Origin of the sequence: Tsukamurella paurometabola DSM 20162 (assembly GCF_000092225.1) — a bacterium.
Taxonomy (GTDB): domain Bacteria; phylum Actinomycetota; class Actinomycetes; order Mycobacteriales; family Mycobacteriaceae; genus Tsukamurella; species Tsukamurella paurometabola.
In genome coordinates this window covers 3895192-3912111 of sequence record NC_014158.1, presented here as the reverse complement: position 1 = coordinate 3912111, position 16920 = coordinate 3895192, and the positions used below count along the sequence as shown (strand labels likewise).

General features: G+C 68.7%; 18 protein-coding genes. All 18 read right to left on the bottom strand.

Annotated elements, in window-relative coordinates:
• Positions 1-3: 3 nt before the first annotated feature.
• On the bottom strand, positions 4-858 hold the full coding sequence (locus tag TPAU_RS18955) for an MlaE family ABC transporter permease (protein ID WP_013128364.1): 855 nt from the start codon (positions 856-858) through the stop codon (positions 4-6).
• A complete protein-coding gene (locus tag TPAU_RS18950) occupies positions 858-1676 on the bottom strand; it encodes an ABC transporter permease (RefSeq protein WP_013128363.1) in 819 nt (272 codons plus the stop codon). The genes TPAU_RS18955 and TPAU_RS18950 overlap by 1 nt, the downstream gene beginning before the upstream one ends.
• Before the next feature lie 130 nt (positions 1677-1806).
• Complete coding sequence (kstR, locus tag TPAU_RS18945; RefSeq protein ID WP_013128362.1) at positions 1807-2433, bottom strand: cholesterol catabolism transcriptional regulator KstR; 627 nt, start codon at positions 2431-2433, stop codon at positions 1807-1809.
• A 125-nt stretch (positions 2434-2558) separates the two neighbouring features.
• Positions 2559-3563, bottom strand: coding sequence for a dTDP-glucose 4,6-dehydratase (rfbB, locus tag TPAU_RS18940; RefSeq protein WP_013128361.1), 1005 nt, complete (start codon positions 3561-3563; stop codon positions 2559-2561).
• Between the two features lie 38 nt (positions 3564-3601).
• Entirely contained in the window at positions 3602-4870 is a 1269-nt protein-coding gene (locus tag TPAU_RS18935; RefSeq protein ID WP_013128360.1) for an RNA polymerase sigma factor, read from the bottom strand.
• Between the two features lie 30 nt (positions 4871-4900).
• Positions 4901-5284, bottom strand: a complete 384-nt coding sequence (locus TPAU_RS18930; RefSeq protein ID WP_013128359.1) for a YciI family protein — start codon at positions 5282-5284, stop codon at positions 4901-4903.
• Positions 5285-5402: 118 nt separating this feature from the next.
• Positions 5403-6236 carry a PaaX family transcriptional regulator C-terminal domain-containing protein gene (locus TPAU_RS18925; protein WP_013128358.1) on the bottom strand — a complete coding sequence of 278 codons (834 nt, stop codon included), beginning with the start codon at positions 6234-6236 and terminating at the stop codon, positions 5403-5405.
• A 30-nt stretch (positions 6237-6266) separates the two neighbouring features.
• On the bottom strand, positions 6267-7331 hold the full coding sequence (locus tag TPAU_RS18920) for an alpha/beta hydrolase family protein (RefSeq protein ID WP_013128357.1): 1065 nt from the start codon (positions 7329-7331) through the stop codon (positions 6267-6269).
• 42 nt (positions 7332-7373) lie between these two features.
• Positions 7374-8006, bottom strand: a complete 633-nt coding sequence (locus TPAU_RS18915; protein ID WP_013128356.1) for a PaaI family thioesterase — start codon at positions 8004-8006, stop codon at positions 7374-7376.
• Positions 8007-8042: 36 nt separating this feature from the next.
• Positions 8043-9419, bottom strand: a complete 1377-nt coding sequence (locus tag TPAU_RS18910; RefSeq protein WP_013128355.1) for a M1 family metallopeptidase — start codon at positions 9417-9419, stop codon at positions 8043-8045.
• Positions 9420-9568: 149 nt separating this feature from the next.
• Complete coding sequence (locus TPAU_RS18905; protein ID WP_013128354.1) at positions 9569-10048, bottom strand: GNAT family N-acetyltransferase; 480 nt, start codon at positions 10046-10048, stop codon at positions 9569-9571.
• The gene (locus TPAU_RS18900; RefSeq protein ID WP_013128353.1) at positions 10045-10629 is read right to left on the bottom strand and encodes a TetR/AcrR family transcriptional regulator; all 585 of its coding nucleotides are present in this window, start codon (positions 10627-10629) and stop codon (positions 10045-10047) included. Before TPAU_RS18900 ends, TPAU_RS18905 begins: the two co-directional genes overlap by 4 nt.
• Complete coding sequence (locus TPAU_RS18895) at positions 10626-11849, bottom strand: cytochrome P450 (RefSeq protein ID WP_041944500.1); 1224 nt, start codon at positions 11847-11849, stop codon at positions 10626-10628. Before TPAU_RS18895 ends, TPAU_RS18900 begins: the two co-directional genes overlap by 4 nt.
• A 23-nt stretch (positions 11850-11872) precedes the next feature.
• Positions 11873-12697 (bottom strand): isocyanide synthase family protein, encoded by an 825-nt coding sequence (locus TPAU_RS18890; protein ID WP_013128351.1) that lies wholly within the window; start codon positions 12695-12697, stop codon positions 11873-11875.
• Between the two features lie 83 nt (positions 12698-12780).
• A complete protein-coding gene (locus TPAU_RS18885) occupies positions 12781-14022 on the bottom strand; it encodes a cytochrome P450 family protein (RefSeq protein WP_013128350.1) in 1242 nt (413 codons plus the stop codon).
• Positions 14023-14064: 42 nt separating this feature from the next.
• Positions 14065-14862: an ABC transporter ATP-binding protein gene (locus tag TPAU_RS18880; RefSeq protein ID WP_013128349.1), complete on the bottom strand. Its 798-nt coding sequence runs from the start codon at positions 14860-14862 to the stop codon at positions 14065-14067.
• On the bottom strand, positions 14859-15905 hold the full coding sequence (locus tag TPAU_RS18875; RefSeq protein ID WP_013128348.1) for a FecCD family ABC transporter permease: 1047 nt from the start codon (positions 15903-15905) through the stop codon (positions 14859-14861). Before TPAU_RS18875 ends, TPAU_RS18880 begins: the two co-directional genes overlap by 4 nt.
• Positions 15902-16915 carry an ABC transporter substrate-binding protein gene (locus TPAU_RS18870; protein ID WP_013128347.1) on the bottom strand — a complete coding sequence of 338 codons (1014 nt, stop codon included), beginning with the start codon at positions 16913-16915 and terminating at the stop codon, positions 15902-15904. The genes TPAU_RS18875 and TPAU_RS18870 overlap by 4 nt, the downstream gene beginning before the upstream one ends.
• Between the last annotated feature and the right edge of the window lie 5 nt (positions 16916-16920).

Genomic DNA, 16920 nt, shown 5'->3' with positions numbered 1-16920 from the left:
CCCCTATCCCTTGAAGATGATCGTGGGGGTGACGCCCCACATCACGATGGTCAGGATGAAATCGAGCGTCAGTACCGTTACCAGGCTGGCCCGGACCGCGCGTCCACTGGCCAGGCCGACACCCTCGGGGCCGCCTTTGGCGAAATACCCGTAGTAGCAGTGGATGATCGTGACCGCGGCGCAGAACACCACGGCCTTGACCGTGGACAGCAGGATGTCGCCCGGGCTGAGGAACTGCTCGAAGTAGTGGTTGTAGGTGCCCTGGGCCTGACCGTGGAAGACCACCACGATCAGCTTGCAGGTGAGGAAGGCGAGCAGCAGGGTGAGCAGGTAGGCCGGAATCACGACGACGATGCCCGCGATCAACCGGGTGCTCACCACGTAGGGGATGGACCGGATGCCGAGCGCCTCGACCGCATCGATCTCCTCGGCGATCCGCATGGAGCCGATCTGGGCGGTCATCCGGCAGCCGGCCTGGGCGGCGAAGCCGATACCCGCCGAGATCGGAATCATCTCCCGGATGTTCGCGAGACCGCCGATGACGCCGGTGAGGGGCCCGAAACCGATCAGGTTCAGGCCCGCGTACGCCTCGATCGCGACGGCCGCGCCACTCGCCGCGCCGAGGATCACCATCATCACCACGACGCCACCGTCGACGATCACCGAGCCGCGGCCCCAGGCCAGAGTCTTGAGCACGCTGGAGGTTTCGCCCCGGTACTTCCGCAGGGCCACCGGGATCAGGTAGATCGACTGCGCGACGAACAGGACGGCCTCGCCGATCCGGGCGACGGCGCCGACCGCGCGGGGGGCGCGCGGTTTCGGGGGCGCGGCGGGCTTGGGAGCGGACTCGGTGGTCATCACGCCACCTGGCTCGGGAAGAACATCGTCTGGATCTGGGTGAGCCCCAGGAAGGCGAGGAAGATCAGCGTGATCGAGAGCACCACCGACGAGTTCACGCCGTCCGCGACGCCGCGCGGGCCGCCGCTGGCCTCGAGCCCGCGCAAGCCGGCGACCAGGCCGACGATCATGGCGCCGGTCTCGGCCTTGAGCACCGCGAAGGCGAGGTCGGACGGGGCGGAGAACGCTCCGAAGGACGACCAGAAGCCGCCCGAGCTGAGGCCGAACTGCCACACCGAGACGGTGAGCGCGACCATCATCGCGACCGCGACGATGGCGACCAGCAGCATCGGCGCGATGATCATCAGTGCGAGCATCCGGGGAGCGATCAGACGCGCGATCGGATCCACGCCCATCACCTGCATCGCCTGCAGTTCCTCGCGGACGGTGCGCGAACCGAGATCGGCGGCGATCGCGGAGGCGCAGACCCCGCCGAGCAGGACGCCGGTCGCCAGCGGTGCGCCCTGACGGATGATGCCGATGCCGCTGGCCGCGCCGACCAGCGAGTTCGCCCCGACGGTATCGACGAGCGCACCCACCTGGACCGAGACGACCGCGCCGAACGGGACGGCGACGAGGATCGCGGGCAGGGTGGTGACCCGGAGCAGCGTCACGGCCTGCGTGATGGTCTCGGCGACGGCGAAGTTCCCCTTGACGATGCCGCGCACCGTCCAGGTGACGATCGAGCGCGCCAGCACCACGGACTTGCCGATCGTGGCCAGGCTGCGGGTGAAGATCGCGACGAGCTGGTACAGCCGGTACAGCGCCGCGGCCCTCACGCCACGTCTCCGAACTCCAGCATCGCGCTCCTCTTCCGCTAGGTGCGAAACGGAGCGTAGCAAGCGCCGGGCAAAACTAGTACGTGTTTCAGTTGTTTACCCGGTGAGCTGCAGTTATGGGGTGTCTTTCTCAGTCTTTTATCAGCAATTTGACCGCGACGCCGAGCCGCTTCTGCACTTCGGAAGCCGAGGCGCGATGGGTCACCCAGGCGACCAGATTGGCCATCCACACATCGGCGATCAGGTGGAAGGTATCGCGCTGCTCGTCGGTGGGGTCCTCGACTCCGAGGGCGTGCGCGAACATACCCTCCAGCAACCGGCCGACGCGCTCGACCTCGGCGGCGGCGGTGGCATCGGCGAACATGAAGGCGCGCACCATGGCCTCGGTCAGCAGTGGCGCGCGTTGCAGTGCTTGCGTGTTGCGTTCGAGAACGAACATGAGCCGCTCGGCGGCGGTATCACCGGGCACCGTCGCCTTGCCGATCCGCTCGCCGGCCCGCTCGAACTGGCTCACCAGACCCGCGACCAACAGGTGCACCTTGGAGGGGAAGTAGCGGTACAGGGTGCCCAGAGCCACGTCGGCCTTCTTGGCGACGGCGCGCATCTGCACCGCGTCGTAGCCGCCCTTGCGAGCCAGTGCCAGCGTGGCGTCGATGATCCGCTTGCGGCGTTCCCGCTGTCCCGCGGTATCCAGTTCGTCGCGGGCGGGCGCGGCGGGAGCTACCGGTGCGGCTGCGGTTGTGCCTTCGGGCGGCATGGAGAGTCACCTCTGTTTCGATCGACATCGTGCCCGGGCTGCCTGATCGAGGCGCCCGGCGGTTTTGACAATTGAAACAGGTTATCGTCCGATACCTGTGGTTTCCGAGCCCTATCGGACGAAAATCACACCCCGGTGCCCTCGCGGCGCGCGTATCCGGCCTCGACCCCATCCTTGGCCTGCTCCCACCACGACCGGTTCGCGGCGTACCACTCGACAGTCGCGGCGAGGCCTGCCGCGAAATCGGCGTGCACCGGTTCCCAGTCCAGCTCGCGACGGATCTTCGCGGAGTCGATGGCGTACCGCAGGTCGTGCCCGGCGCGGTCGGTGACGTGGTCGAAGTCGTCCGTGGGCCGCCCCATGACCTCCAGGATCAGAGCGAGCACGTCGCGGTTGGATCGTTCGCCGTCGGCGCCGATGAGATAGGTCTCGCCGATCGCGCCCCGGTCGAGGATCGCCCAGACCGCGTCATTGTGGTCGTCGACGTGAATCCAGTCCCGGACATTGACCCCGGTGCCGTACAGCTTCGGCCGGATACCGCTGAGGATGTTGGTGATCTGCCGGGGGATGAACTTCTCGATGTGCTGATACGGACCGTAGTTGTTGGAGCAGTTGGAGATGGTTGCCCGCACGCCGAAGCTGCGGACCCAGGCGCGCACCAGGTGATCCGAGGACGCCTTCGACGCGGAGTACGGGCTCGACGGACGGTAGGGGGTGTCCTCGGTGAACCGTTCGGGGCTGTCGAGGGGCAGGTCGCCGAAGACCTCGTCGGTGGAGATGTGGTGCAGTCGCACGTCGTGCCGGCGCACGGCATCGAGCAGCACTGCGGTGCCGCGGATATTGGTGTCGAGGAACGGCCATGGATCCGACAGCGAGTTGTCGTTGTGGGTATCGGCGGCGAAATTGATCACCGCATCCGCGCTCGAGACCAACTCATCGACCACGGCGGGGTCCACGATCGAGCCCTTGACGAAGTCGACCCGGTCGCGCACGTCGTCGAGCGAGGACTCGTTGGCGGCATAGGTGAGCGCGTCGAGCACGGTGACGGCCACATCGGGCCGGGTGGCGACGGTGCGGCGGACGAAGTTGGCGCCGATGAAACCGGCACCGCCGGTGACCACGATCTGCATGCGTCCAGGGTAGTGCGGCTGCAAGCGCGGCGCGCCCGCTACCCGGTAGCCGACCGCGACCGTGCCGCCCGGTCCGACAACAGCACGCGCTCGCCGGCGTTGCGGGTGCGGCCGGCCGCCTCCTCGAACGCGATGGCGGCCTCCTCGTGCCGCCCGGCGCGTTCGAGCAGATCGCCGCGGACGCCGGGAACCAGCGGGGAATCGCCGAGCGCTGCCGGATCGACGGCGTCGAGCACCGCGAGGCCGGCCTCGGGCCCGTGCGCCCGGCCGTGCGCGACCGCGCGATTGACCTCCACGACCGGTCCGGGCGCGGCGAGCGCGAGCGCGTCGTACAGGGCGGCGATGCGCCGCCAGTCGGTATCGGCCGCCGAAGCGGCTCGGGCGTGCTGTGCGGCAATGGCCGCCTGCAGGTAGTAGCGGCCGACGGGACGGCCCGTGGCGGCGAGCTCCTCGGCGCGGTTCAGTGCGCAGAGGCCGCGGTGGATCAGTAGCCGGTCCCACCGACCGCGGTCCTGATCGTCGAGCAGTACGGACGCGCCGTCGGCATCGGTGCGTGCATCCATCCGCGAACCCTGAATCTCGAGCAGGGCCTGTAGTCCGTGCGTCTCCGGTTCCTCGGGTGCGAGGTGGGAGAGCATGCGGGCCAGACGCATCGCCTCGCGAGCGAGTTCGGGACGCATCCAGTCGTCGCCGGTGGTGGCGGTGTAGCCCTCGTTGAAGATCAGGTAGATCACCGCCATCACATCGTCGAGACGGCGTATTCGTTCCTCGCCGGTGGGCACCTCGAACTCGGCGCGGGCGCTGGCGAGAGTCTTCTTGGCGCGCGAAATCCGTTGTCCCATTGTCGCTTCGGCGATGAGAAACCCTCGCGCGATCTCGGCGGTGGTGAGACCGCCGACCACCCGCAGCGTCAGTGCCGCCCGCGACTGCGGGGTCAGTGAGGGGTGGCAGGCGAGGAAGATCAGGCGCAGGGCGTCGTCCTCGATGAAGTCGACCTGGGCGTCGAGGCCGGGCATGCCGTCCTCCTCCCGCAGGTCGCGGCCGAGCTCTTCGGTCTTGCGGCGCAAGGTCTCCGCGCGCCGGATCTGATCGATCCCACGGCGCTTCGCGGTGGTCATCAACCATGCCGCAGGGTTATCCGGAATTCCCGTCTCCGGCCATCGCTCGAGCGCTGCGACGAGTGCGTCCTGGGCCAGGTCCTCCGCGAATTGCAGGTCCCGGGTCATCCGGGTGAGCGCGCCGACGAGGCGGACCGATTCGGCCCGCCACGTGGCGGTGATGGCGGCGGCGGTGGTCCCGGCTGGCACGGACTCCAGCCTAGGACCACCGCGGCCGCGTCAGGCGTCGGACGGTGTGGGCGGCTCGTCCGAGATCTGCCGCAACGTGGCCACCATGGAGACCTCCGGCCAGTACTTGGCGTGCAGGTCCGCGAAGTCCTGCTGCCCGGCCACGGCTTCTTCGACGGTGTCGTACTGGAGCAGGGCCCAGCCGCCCACCACCTCCTTGGCCTCGGCGTAGGGGCCGTCGACCCGGGTTACCTCACCCTGGCGAACCACGAAGTTCACCGCGTCCTCGGTGCCGAACAGGCCGCCGCCGTCGAGGAACACGCCTTTGGCGGCCTGCTCGCCGATGTAGGCGTCCATCGCGTCGAACAGGGCCTGCGGCGGAGTTCCTACCGCGGCGCCCTCTTCCATCCGTACCAAACCCATGAAACGTGGCATGTCGATCAGTCCTTCTGTGAGCGGTGAATTGCACTGTCGCACGGACGTCGAACGGGACACCGTCATTTCGACATCAGCCGGAGAATTTCTTCGTCGGTCGCGGCGAAGAGCGGTTCGGTCAGTCGGCCGGGGCGTCGAACCAGCGCAGCAGCCGCAGGTCGGAGTCGGGTTCGGCAGCCGCCAGCGCCCTCCACGCCTGATCTGCGAGCGCGCGGGCCCGAGTCCCCGCCCAGTCCGGGGGGAGTAGCTCCGGCGGCAGGAGTGGATCGGCCTCGTGGGCACGGGCGAACTCGGTCACCAGGGTCACCGTCATCGCGAGGCGATCGGCGTGATCGGCGCCGCCGACCCGGGCGAGCACATCCCGGGCCTGCGCGGCGAGCCGCCGGTGTCCGTCGGTGAGCTCGTTCAGCGGCCACAGCCGGGCTGCGGCCGCGGGGCCTCGGGCGTCGCCCACGTCGAGGTCGGTGGTGCTGAGCGTGGTGAGGTAGAGACCGGCGCCGAGCTCCTCGGCGACGGCGCGTATCGCGCCCTCCCATGGGTGCGCGGACGCGTACAGGCCGCCCTGCACCGGGGCGCCGCCGAGCGCGAGTATCGCGTCGCGAAGGCCCGTGCGAGCCTCGCGAGCCGATTCGGGGACCCCGAAACCGGCGAGGTGCCACACTCCGTCCCAGGGCGCTCGCCCGCGGTCCTGCGCGTACATCAGCCGTACGTGGTCGCGGTCGGGCTCGATGGTGGCTCGCGTGCTGTCGGTGGCCGAGAGTACGGCACTGCGGCCGCGTCCGGACTGGGTGAACCGGCCCTCGGTGACCAGCCGCTTGATCGCAAGCCGCACTTGCTGATCGCTCATTCCCAGTAGTGCGGCCACATCGAACAGCTCGCCGGCGTCGATCGTGGCATCGGCGCGCAGCATCGCCTCGATCAGCGCGCGGGTTCCGATCACAGTGTCAGGCATCGGGTTCCTCCTGGATTCTCCGTGCAGCCCTCATCGGTCGTCCCGAGCCTTGGTGTACTCGGTCAACAGGTCCAGATAGCCGGGGGCGTAGATCGAGCGAGGCGCGGCGACGGCGCGGACGATCACGCCGAGGTCGCCGGACCGGTACTCGATGTCGTCCCTGGTGAGACTGTGCGTGGCACCGGGGAACCGGCGCTCGGTGAGCAGCCCCGGACGCATACCGTGCGCGTAGGCGCGGGCCGACTCGTCGACGTCGACATTGCGGTCGGAGTCACCGAGGATCAGCAGGGTGGGAACGGTGATCTTCGGGATCGTCGGGGTGACGTCGGCGCGATAGTTGCGTTCGACGAATCCCCAGCGATCCGCGGCCATCGGCGGATCATCGAGCGTGGCGGCCAGGTATGCGGTGTAGCCGGCGCCCTGCTCGAGCAGCGCGATGTCCTTCGCGCGCGCGTCGAGTGCGCGTGCACGCGCGGTGTCGGAGGCCTGTTCGGCCCGCAGGGTCGCGAGGGTGTTGTACTCGCCCTGCCGGAGCCAGTTGATCGCGGCGCCGACCAGAATAAGGAATCGAATGTCGGGGCGACGCACCGAGATCTCCGGAAGCACCCAGCCCGCCTGGCTGACGCCCCAGGCGCCTATTCGGCTGCGGTCCACGTCCGGTCGCTGCTTCGTCCAGTCAAGGGCGGCTGCCACTTCGGCACCGCGATCGGCGAGTGACTGGTCGAGCCAATTGCCGGGCGACCCGTCGACCCCCGGCTTGTTCGAGGCGAGGGTGGCATAGCCCGCCTTGGCGAACGCTTCGGACAGGGGTTTGTAGTTGTCGTCGCGGGTGGCGCCCGCGGCACCGTCGCCGTGCACCATGATCACGAGGCCGTACGGTCCATCGCCGTCCTGAGGAGTGGTGAGCAGCCCGTCGAGGCGGCCGCCGGTGTGCGCATCGGGTGCGGACCCGCCCGATGCCAGGGCATCGGTGACGGGAATGCTGACGCGCTGTTCGTGGTAGCCGAAAGTGTTGGCCGTGATCACCCAGGCACCGCCGCCGAGCACTACGACGACCACGAGGAGCGCGCTGAGCGCGGAGTACCGTTTCACCACATAGTGATCGTATCAATAACGATCGAATTGAAAAAGATAGTTCTAGACGTGATGCTCCAGCAGTGCGACCATCAGTGCCTCACAGTCGGCGAGCACTGTCCCTTCCTGATCGCTGAGTGTGGCCGCGACGTAGATCTTGCGGCCCTCCACGCGGTCGACCCAGCCATCGACGATCAGCTCGGGTCCCACCGGTGCCACCTGCTTGTACGAGACGTTGAGATACGCCGTGCGAGCCAGTGGGTGTCCGCCGCTATAGACGATCCATCCGAGATGCTCATCGAAGACGTTCGCGATCATGCCGCCGTGCGCCGCGTTGTTGCCGCCCACGTGGGCGCGTCGGAAGCGCAGCACGGAGCGGACCCCGGTTTCGTCGAATTTCACCATCCGCCAGGGCGTCTGCATGGCACTGCCGCGACCGGGTAGGTCAGAGACGCGATTGGCGGGACCGTCGCCCTCGTTGACCTCCCGGTAGGGCTCCAAGGTCGCCACCGCGTTGCGGATCTGTTCGGTAGCGGCGGCGTAGGCGTCGTCGTCGGCGTCCGCGGCGACGGACAGATCGAGCAGATCACGCACCGATTCGACGAACCCGCCGAAGGAGGGCGGTGCCTCCCGCGGATTGAACTTCGGGAACTCGGAGCGGCGATCGACGCGGTGGGGGCTGTCGGAGTTGCTCACCCGTCAGAGGTTATCGCAGAGAAAACGGTCCGCGACTCAGAGGGATTCGAGCGTCGGCAACGGCGGCAGCCCGGTCTCGTACAGCCAGGTTCGCCACAGGTCGCGCAGCGGTTCGGGACTGTGCTTGGCCGCGAGCGTCACCAGGTTCTCCGTGGTCACCGACTCGTGGGCGTACTCCGAGGTCCACTCGTGCAGCAGCGTGAAGAAGACCGGGTCCCCCAATGCCACACGCAGGGCGTGCACGGTCATCGCGCCCCGCTTGTACACCCGGTCATCGAACATGTCCTTGGGACCGGGATCGCCCACCACGATGTCCTGGGGCGAAGCCGCGAGCTTCGCGTAGTACCGTGCCACCATCTGCTGCGTGGTGGCCTCACCGCACTCCTGTGCCCACAGCCACTCGGCGTAACACGCGAAGCCTTCGTGCAGCCAGATGTCCTTCCATCGGGTGAGCGTCAACGAGTTGCCGAACCACTGGTGCGCGAGCTCGTGCGCCACGAGCCGTTCCGCGTGACGAGTGCCGTCGCAGTGATTGGCTCCGAAGATCGACACGGTCTGCGCCTCGACCGGAATCTCCAGCGTGTCGTCGGTGATCACCACGGTGTACTCGGGGAACGGGTACGGGCCGAACCAGCGGGTGAAGGCGCGCATGATGCGCTCCTGGTTGCCGAAGCTGCGCTGGAAATCGCGCTTGAGGCGGGGCGGTAACGCGGCGCGGATGGGAACCGGCTTCTCGGCGACCTTCACCGATTCGTAGGCGCCGATCTGGATCGTCGCGAGGTAGGTCGCCATCGGCGCGGCCTGCTCGAACACCCATGTGGTGTGGCCGGCGGCGACCTTCCGGGAGGTGAGTACCCCGTTGGACACCACGCGGTAGGGGGAGTCGGTCGTGATCGCGATGCGATACGAGGCTTTCGACCCAGGATGGTCGTCGCAGGGGAACCACGACGGTGCGCCGCTCGGTTGCGAGGCCACGATCACGCCCTCGGTGAGTTCCTCCCATCCCACCTCGCCCCAGTTGGAGCGCACTGGGCGCGGTGTCCCGGCGTACCGGATCGAGACCGTCATCGCCGCGCCCGCGGGGATCTCGCCCGGCAGTGTGATGTCGAGCTTGCCGCCGCGTTGGGCGTAGCGCGCGGGACGGCGGCCGTTCACCGAGACCTTGGACGCGGCAAGCGCATCGGACAGGTCGAGGGAGAACCGGCGCAGCGGCTCGTTCGCCGTCGCGGTGATCTCGGCCCGGCCCGCCAGGCGGTTACTGGCCACCTTGTATTCGAGTTCGAGGTCGTACCGGGAAATCCGGTAGCCGGGATTACCGTGCCCCGGGATGTATGGATCGACCGCGCGGGCATGCTGCGGATTCGGTGCGGCACCGAGCTTCGGCCTCGCCGACTTGCGCACCACGAATCGCACCTGCCTTTCGTCCTGGGTTCGGATGATCACCTTACCGGCGGGGTAGCCGCATCGTTGACCGGCGACCCGGCCGCACGTCGCTGCGAATCCGGTGGGCTGCGCCGGCCCGAGAAGATCGTGAACGAATGCATCACGATAGCAAGGGTCCGTCAGGTGCGCGGCTTGCGCAGGGTGACGGTGGCGACGCCGTGGCCCGGCGGTGGGACCTCGGGAGCGGAGGCGCGATAGCCGGCACGTTCATACGTGCGGATGTTCCGCGTGCTGCCTGCACCGGTGAACATGAGGAACTCGCGGGTGCCCTCGGGGGCCAGGGCCTCCATCAGCGCGATGAGTTGGGTGCCGAGTCCCCGGCCCGCTAGATCCGGCGCGACCATGAGGCGGCCGATGTGCCACGTCCCGTCCGCCTCGGCGCGCCCGCGCCCGGCGCCGACGAGCCGCCCGTCGAACCGCATCACCACCGTGGTCCATTCGCTCGCCCACGCCAGGATGTCGTCGTGGGTCTCGTGGAGCGGCGGGATCTGCAGGCTGTTGTTGGCGAGCGCCTCCTGCACCCAGCAGCAGCGCTGCAGGACCAGCAGCTCCGCCACATCGTCGGGCGTGAACGGCGCGATCTGCAGTCCCTCGGTCACCCCCTCACCGTAGCGGCGAGCGCGGGATCGGTGAGTACAGCGGGGATCACGAACCGCCGCAGCAACTCCTCCTCGGCGCTGGCATCGGGTTCGGGGTGCGAGAGCAGTGAGACCACCACGCGCACCAGCCAGCGCGCCGCTGCGGGCGCAGATTCCGGGGCGTCGGCGCCCGTGATCTCGGTGAGCAGGCCGAAAGCCACCGCCTCGATGCCGGCCGATCGCGACGCGATGCCGCCGGCCGGGGGCTCGTCGACCGCGAACCAGGCGGCCAGCGGCGGTGCCCCGCGGACCTCCTCGACGGCGATCTGCAGCGCCCGCAGCAGGCGTTCGCCTGGATCGGCGATACCGGACGTCCGGTCGCGGACCGCGACTGCCACGGCTCGGGCTTCGCGCTGGATGAATGCGGCGTGCAGTGCCTGCCGGTTCGGAAAGTAGCGATACAGCGTGGCCCGGGAACAGCCTGCGGCTTGCGCGAGCTCCGCCATCCCCACCGCGGCCACGCCGTCCCGTGCGAACAACTCGGCCGCAGACGCGAGAATCCGATCCGCGGCGTCGCGCTCGCGCGCCGCCTGCCAGTTCACGTGCGCACCTGAAGCGACAGTGGTCGCCGCACGTAATTGCCGGGTGCCCAGGTGATCGAATCGGGGTCAACGTCGAGATCGGGCAACCGGGTGAGCAGTTCGTGCAACGCCACCCGCGACTGCATCCGCGCCGCCGCGGCACCGAGACAGTGGTGGTTGCCCTGGGCGAAGGTGAGGATCTCGCGGGGCCGGCGGGTCACGTCCAATTCTTCGGAGCGGGTACCGAATACGCGCTCATCTCGATTCGCGCTCGCGTACAGCAAGAGCGCTTTGCGGCCGGCGGGGATGCACACGCCCTCGATCGTGGTATCGCGGGTGACAGTGCGCGCGAGACCCTGAACCGGCGATGTGAGGCGCAGGAACTCCTCGACCGCATCGGGTATGAGGCCGGGGTCGCCGGCGAGCAGGCGCCACTGATCGCGGTGCCGAGCGAGCAGCTCGGTCGCGCCGCCGAGCATGCCGGTGGTGGTGTCGTTGCCGCCGGTGACCATGGTGAACGCGAAACCCAGAATGGATAGCAGACCCGCGGTGTCGCCGTCTGCGCCGTAGCCTGCCGCCACCAGATGACTCACGGTGTCGTCACCGGGCTCGCGACGGCGGCGCTGGACGAGTTCTCCGAAATAGCCCATGAGTTCACCGATCGCGGTGGCGACCTCGGGGCCCATGGCCGCGATATCGGTGCCGGCCTCCGCCGCCGCCCCGACGATGCGCTCGGTCCAGTCGTCGAACCGGGGGCGATCCTCCTCGGGGACACCCAGGTAGTGCGCCACCACCATGCTGGGCAGCGGTTTGAACAGCGACGCGACGATGTCGCCTCCGCCCTCGGCGCGCAGTCGTTCGATCCGTGTGACGACGAAGTCGCGGACCGCGGGCTCGATCGCGGACACTTGTCGCGGAGTGAAACCGCGCGAGACCAGTCGTCGGAACTGCGTATGGTTCGGCGGATCCTGCATGACCATCGGTGGATTATCTTGCAGTCCGGTGCGTTCCAGCTCGCCATACACCGTGGTGAGTCCGGTTGCGGAGGAGAAGGTAGCGGGCTCGCGTAAGGCGGCCGCCACATCGGCATGGCGGGAGAGCACGTAGTAGTCCGCCCCATCGCCGTTGTCGACGTGGTGCACCGGGGAGTGCGTGCGAAGCGCGCGGTACATCGGCCAGGGGTTCCGCCAGGACTGCGCAGAGCACGGCGCGAAGACGGGGTGAGACATATCAATGCTCATGTCTCGATCTTTGGATCAATTCCCTATGTTGTCAAGGCCTCGACGTAGTGGCTGATCCGGCCGCGCGTGATCACGGGCTGGAACCGGTCACGCGCCTCGCGGTGCGGTACGAGCGCGGGGCGTCCGTCGCTGCGATAGACGAGTACCGCATGCCAGGGCGTCGCCCACGAGCCGTCCGCGGCGTCGATGAGCCGGATGCCGAACTTCTCCGCACCGGGCGGCTGCGGATGGATGGACAGTCGCACGGCATCGGGATTCTCGTGGGCCAGGAGGTCGCCCCAAGCGCGACTCAGGCGCAGGAGGTCGTAGGCCTTCCGCTTGGCCGTGCGCTGCAATTGCGCCCGTGATCCCGACCATTGCGCGGTGTCGCCCACCATGAACCTCGTCATCCCTCGGAGCATGCGCGCGGTCTGGGGCTCGGCGAGTACATCGGCGCGCACGTCGACGAGCGGCGGCGCCCACTCCTGCTCCAGTCGCTCGCGTTTAGCTGCGAAATCGTCATTCTCCCAGATGGAATCGAGGCCGAACGTCGTGAGCCGGGTGAGCCCCTCGGCCTCGATCATGTCGCGAAGTGCTGCGTTGTACGCGGTGACCACGCTGTCCGAGACGCCGATCACCTCGGTGAAAACGTGGCCGTCGGAGCACACGATGACGCGAGCCCCCGGCGGATGGATGCGGCCGATAGCCTCGCACCAGGCGTTCAGGTTGCGCAGCGCGAGACGCTCGCCCTCGTCGGGCAGGTGTCCCGCCACCTTGTCGGGGTTCGGCGACTTGCACGGAAAGGCGGGGAGCACGAAATCGATCGGCTCGTTCCGCTCGATCCGGTGCCCGATCGCTGCCAGCTGCACCGGTCAGTCCTGCGGCCGCTCACCCCCGTCGCCGGCGACCCGCCGCCAGGGCAGCAGCACCGCGAGCACGCGTTCCGCGGCGGTCATTCGACGATCCGGTCGTAGGACACCGGCAGGCACCGGACGCCCCGCGCCAAAGGGGCGTGGAAGAACTCGAGATCCGCGTCGGTACAGGCGAGACGGAGACCGTCGAGGCGGCGGAGCACGGCCCCGAGTGCCTCCTGCAACTCGATGCGTGCGAGCGCAGCGGCGGGACAGTAGTGCGCTCCGTGCCCGAAGGCCAGGTGCGGATTCGGTGAGCGCTGCAGGTCGACCGCGTGCGGGCAGTCGAATCGCGCCGGGTCGCGGTTGGCGGCCATCAGGGAGACGATCACCGAATCACCCGCGGGTACAGTGTGTCCCCCGAACTCGGTGTCGCGGTCGAAGAACCGCCAGGTGGTCAGCACGAAGGCGCTTTCACGGCGCAACAGCTCTTCGACGGCGGCGTCGATCCGATCGGGGTGGGTGCGCAGCTCGTCGAGCTGCGCGGGATGCTCCAGGAGAGCGAGTATCGACAGGGCGAGCTGATTGGTGACGGGATCCTGCCCCGCCGCAAGCAACTGAAAGATCATCGATCGCAACTCGTCTCGATCGATCTCACCTGACTCCTCCGCCGCGACGAGCTTTCCCAGCAGGCAGTCGGGATCGCCCCCGCCGCTGGCGAACCGGTCCATCACCTCCGCGATGTAACCCTCCAGACCGAGCAGCAGTTCCTCGTATCGAGGGCGCCGTGGATCGTCAGGGCCCACGGGTGCGACTACACCGCCCCATGCCGGATCGAACCGCGCGACCAGGTCCGCGGGCAGACCGATCGCATCGGCGAGGGCGCGCAGCGGTAGCTGCGCCGCGAACGCCGAGACCAGATCGACGGTGCCGGATGCGGGCAGTGCATCGATCAGCTCGGCCACGTGCCGGGTGATGGACGGACGCTGCTGTTCGGTCCGGCGCGCGGTGAACGCCCCGGTCACGAGCGCACGCATCACGGTGTGCCGCGGCGGATCCTGGTGCAGCAGATGGGCCTGCAGACGGCTGTGTTGCGGCTCCGCCATCACCGACGCCCGGGCCCGCCACCGCGCGTTCCCTCGTGAATGATCCTTGCCGAGTCGCTCGTCGGTGAGTGCACTCACGGCCGCGTCGTAGCCCGTGACCAGCCAAGCGGGCACCGCGGGGAAGTCCACCGGGTGCACCGGTCCTGCGGCGGTCAGGGTGTCGAAAACGGTGTGCGGGGCGCGGTAGTAGGCGTCACCGTGCAGCGGGAAGCGGGCCGGAGCGGCTGAAGGGTGCATGCACTAGGAGTCGGATCCCGGGACCGGAAAGTTCCCGTGCCTTCACGACGGCGGGCTGCCGCCGGGCATGTCGCGGAGATAGTCCACGGCCACCAGCAACCGGCCGGTGACGGGGTGCTCGATCACCTCGGCGTGAACGGAGAAGACATCGTCGAGCAGGTCGCGGGTCAGTACCTCGGCCGGGGTGCCGCCGGCGACGATCCGCCCTGCGGACAGTACGAACAGTCGATCACACACCGCGGCAGCGGTATTGAGGTCGTGCACGGTGATCAGCGTGGTCGCCGATCGCCGTTTCAGCAGCGTGAGCAACTGCGCCTGATGGGCGAGATCGAGATGGTTGGTGGGCTCGTCGAGCACCAGCACCTCGCCGCCCTGGGCGAAACACCGTGCGAGCAGCGTCCGTTGCCGCTCGCCGCCGGACAGCGACGCGAAGCTCCGGTGCGCCAGGGCGGTGAGCTCGGCATCGGCGAGGGCCGTCGTGATCCGATCGCGGTCCACGGCTGACTCGCGGCCGAACCCGCCCTGGTGCGGGATCCGGCCGAGCGCGACCACATCGCGGACCGTCACGTCGAAATCGGAGCCGCGCTCCTGGGGCATCGCGGCGATCCGCCGGGCGGCGGCGGCGGGCGAGAGATCGCGCAGATCGTCGTCACCGATCAGCACCCCGCCGGCCACAGGTTTGAGGTGTCGGTAGACGGTGCGCAGCAGCGTGGATTTGCCGCTGCCGTTCGGACCGATCACCCCGGTGATCTCACCGGGCCGGGCGACCACGGAGACCCCGTCGATGATGGTGGTGCCATCGAGCACGACGGTGACCGCGCGGACGTCGATGCCGCTCATGCGATCCCCCGCCGGGACCGTGACACCAGGTACAGCAGCACCGGGGCGCCGATCAGTGCGGAGACCACGTTGATCGGTAGCTCCTGGTCGATGACCTGCGTGGCCAGCCGGCACAGCAGGTCGACCGCGGACAGCAGGATCGCTCCGCATACCGCGGCCGCCGGGATCACCCGGCGGTGATCAGCACCCACGAGGAACCGGGCGATATGCGGAATCAGCAGGCCCACGAAGCCGATCGCGCCGGAGAAGGCCACCATCACCCCGGTCATCAGGCTGGTCAGTACGAAGACGACGCCGCGCACGCGACCCGCCCGGACGCCGAGTCCATGTGCCGTCTCATCGCCCATCGTGAGGGCGTTGAGCGACCGGGCCAGACCGAACAGAGCGACGGTCCCGAGCAGAACCGCCGCCCCGACGATCGGTACCGCCGGGCCGATCGCCCCCGCCAGACTGCCCATGAGCCAATGCAGGATTCCCTGAGTCTGGGTGATGTCCTTCGACTGGAGCACCAGGAAGCTGGTGAACGACGAGAGGATCTGACCGATGGCGACGCCCGCCAGCACCAGCCGTAGCGGGGCGATGCCCGGCCCACGGGCACCGACCAGCCACACCGCGGCGAAGGCGACCATCGCACCGGCGAAGGCGGCGACGGGGAGCGAGAACATCGGGGGCAGAAGTGCCCCGAGCGCGCCCCCACCGGACACCAGAGCCGCGACGGCGCCGAGTGAGGCTCCGGAGGAGATGCCGAGCAGGTACGGATCGGCGAGTGGATTGCGCACGATGGCCTGGACGGCGGTCCCGACCACGCCCAGCCCGGCGCCGATCAGCGCCGCCAGCACGGGCCGGGGGAAGCGCACCCGCCAGACGATGATCTCCGTGCTGCCCTCCGCCATGGGACGGCCCGTGACCTGGTGCCACAGGATCCGCCAGACGTCGCCGAGTGCGATGTCGGTGGATCCGTAGCTGACCCCGAGTGCGATGAGTACGGCGACCAGAGCGAGCCCGGCGACGAACAGCACCGGGAGGCGCGCGGAGCGGATCACCGAATCCCGTTGAGGGCGCTCGACAACGTGCTCACCATCGTCGCGTTCTCTACGCCGGGCAGTGACATGTCCTCGGCGAAGGCGCGCACGAACCGGTTCTCCCGCACCGCCGTCAGGCCCGCCGTCCGCGGATCCGCGCGCAACGTGGTGACCGCGGCTTCGTAGGCGGCGTCTACCTTCGCCTGGGTGTCCTGCCGTGTCACGGCCACGACGATCACCTCGGGAGCGGTGGCCACCACTGTTTCCCAGGGCGCGGCGAACTGCGCCTTGTCGGTGCGGTCGAAGACATTCCGCCCGCCCGCCATCGAGATGATCGCGTTGGCGATCTGACGATTGCCCACGGTGGTGGCCTGGGCATCGTCGCGGCCCGGCGTCAGGTAGAGCACCGACGGGCGGTGCGAGGGCGCCTTCGGTGCGCCGTCGACCGTGGTGCGCATCGTCGCGATCAGCCGGTCACCGTCTGGCTTTCGGTCGACCAGGGCGGCGAGCGAGCGGATATCGTCCTCCACCCCGCCGAGATCGGTGACGGGCCTGTCCTGGGTCGCCGCGCAGGCGGACGAGCGCAGCACCACTCGCTGCATCTTCGCCGCCGCGAAATCAGCTGCGGAGGGGCCCGGGACGCCCATCATCACCATGCCGTCGTACGGGTCCACGTACACCTGCGCGCCCGAGGTGAGCAGCTTCTCCTTGTCGGCGGTGCGGGCGCCGAGAGACGGTACGCGCGCGGCCTGGTCACGGATATCGTCCGGTAGGGTCTTCGCACCGTCCGACCAGGCGGTCCCGATCACCCTGTCACCGGCGCCGAGTCGGAGGAGGAGTTCGAGGGCGGCGGTGTTGCCGGTGGCTATCGCATCGGGTGTGCGGTCGATCGTCACCGTGCTGCCATCGCACAGCGTGAATGCGGCCCCCTTCGACTCGGTCGCCGGCGCGGATTCGACGGGGGAACAACCGGCGGCGATCGATCCCGCTGCCAGCGTGGCGATCAGGGCCCGAATCGTGGTGATCGGCATGGAGT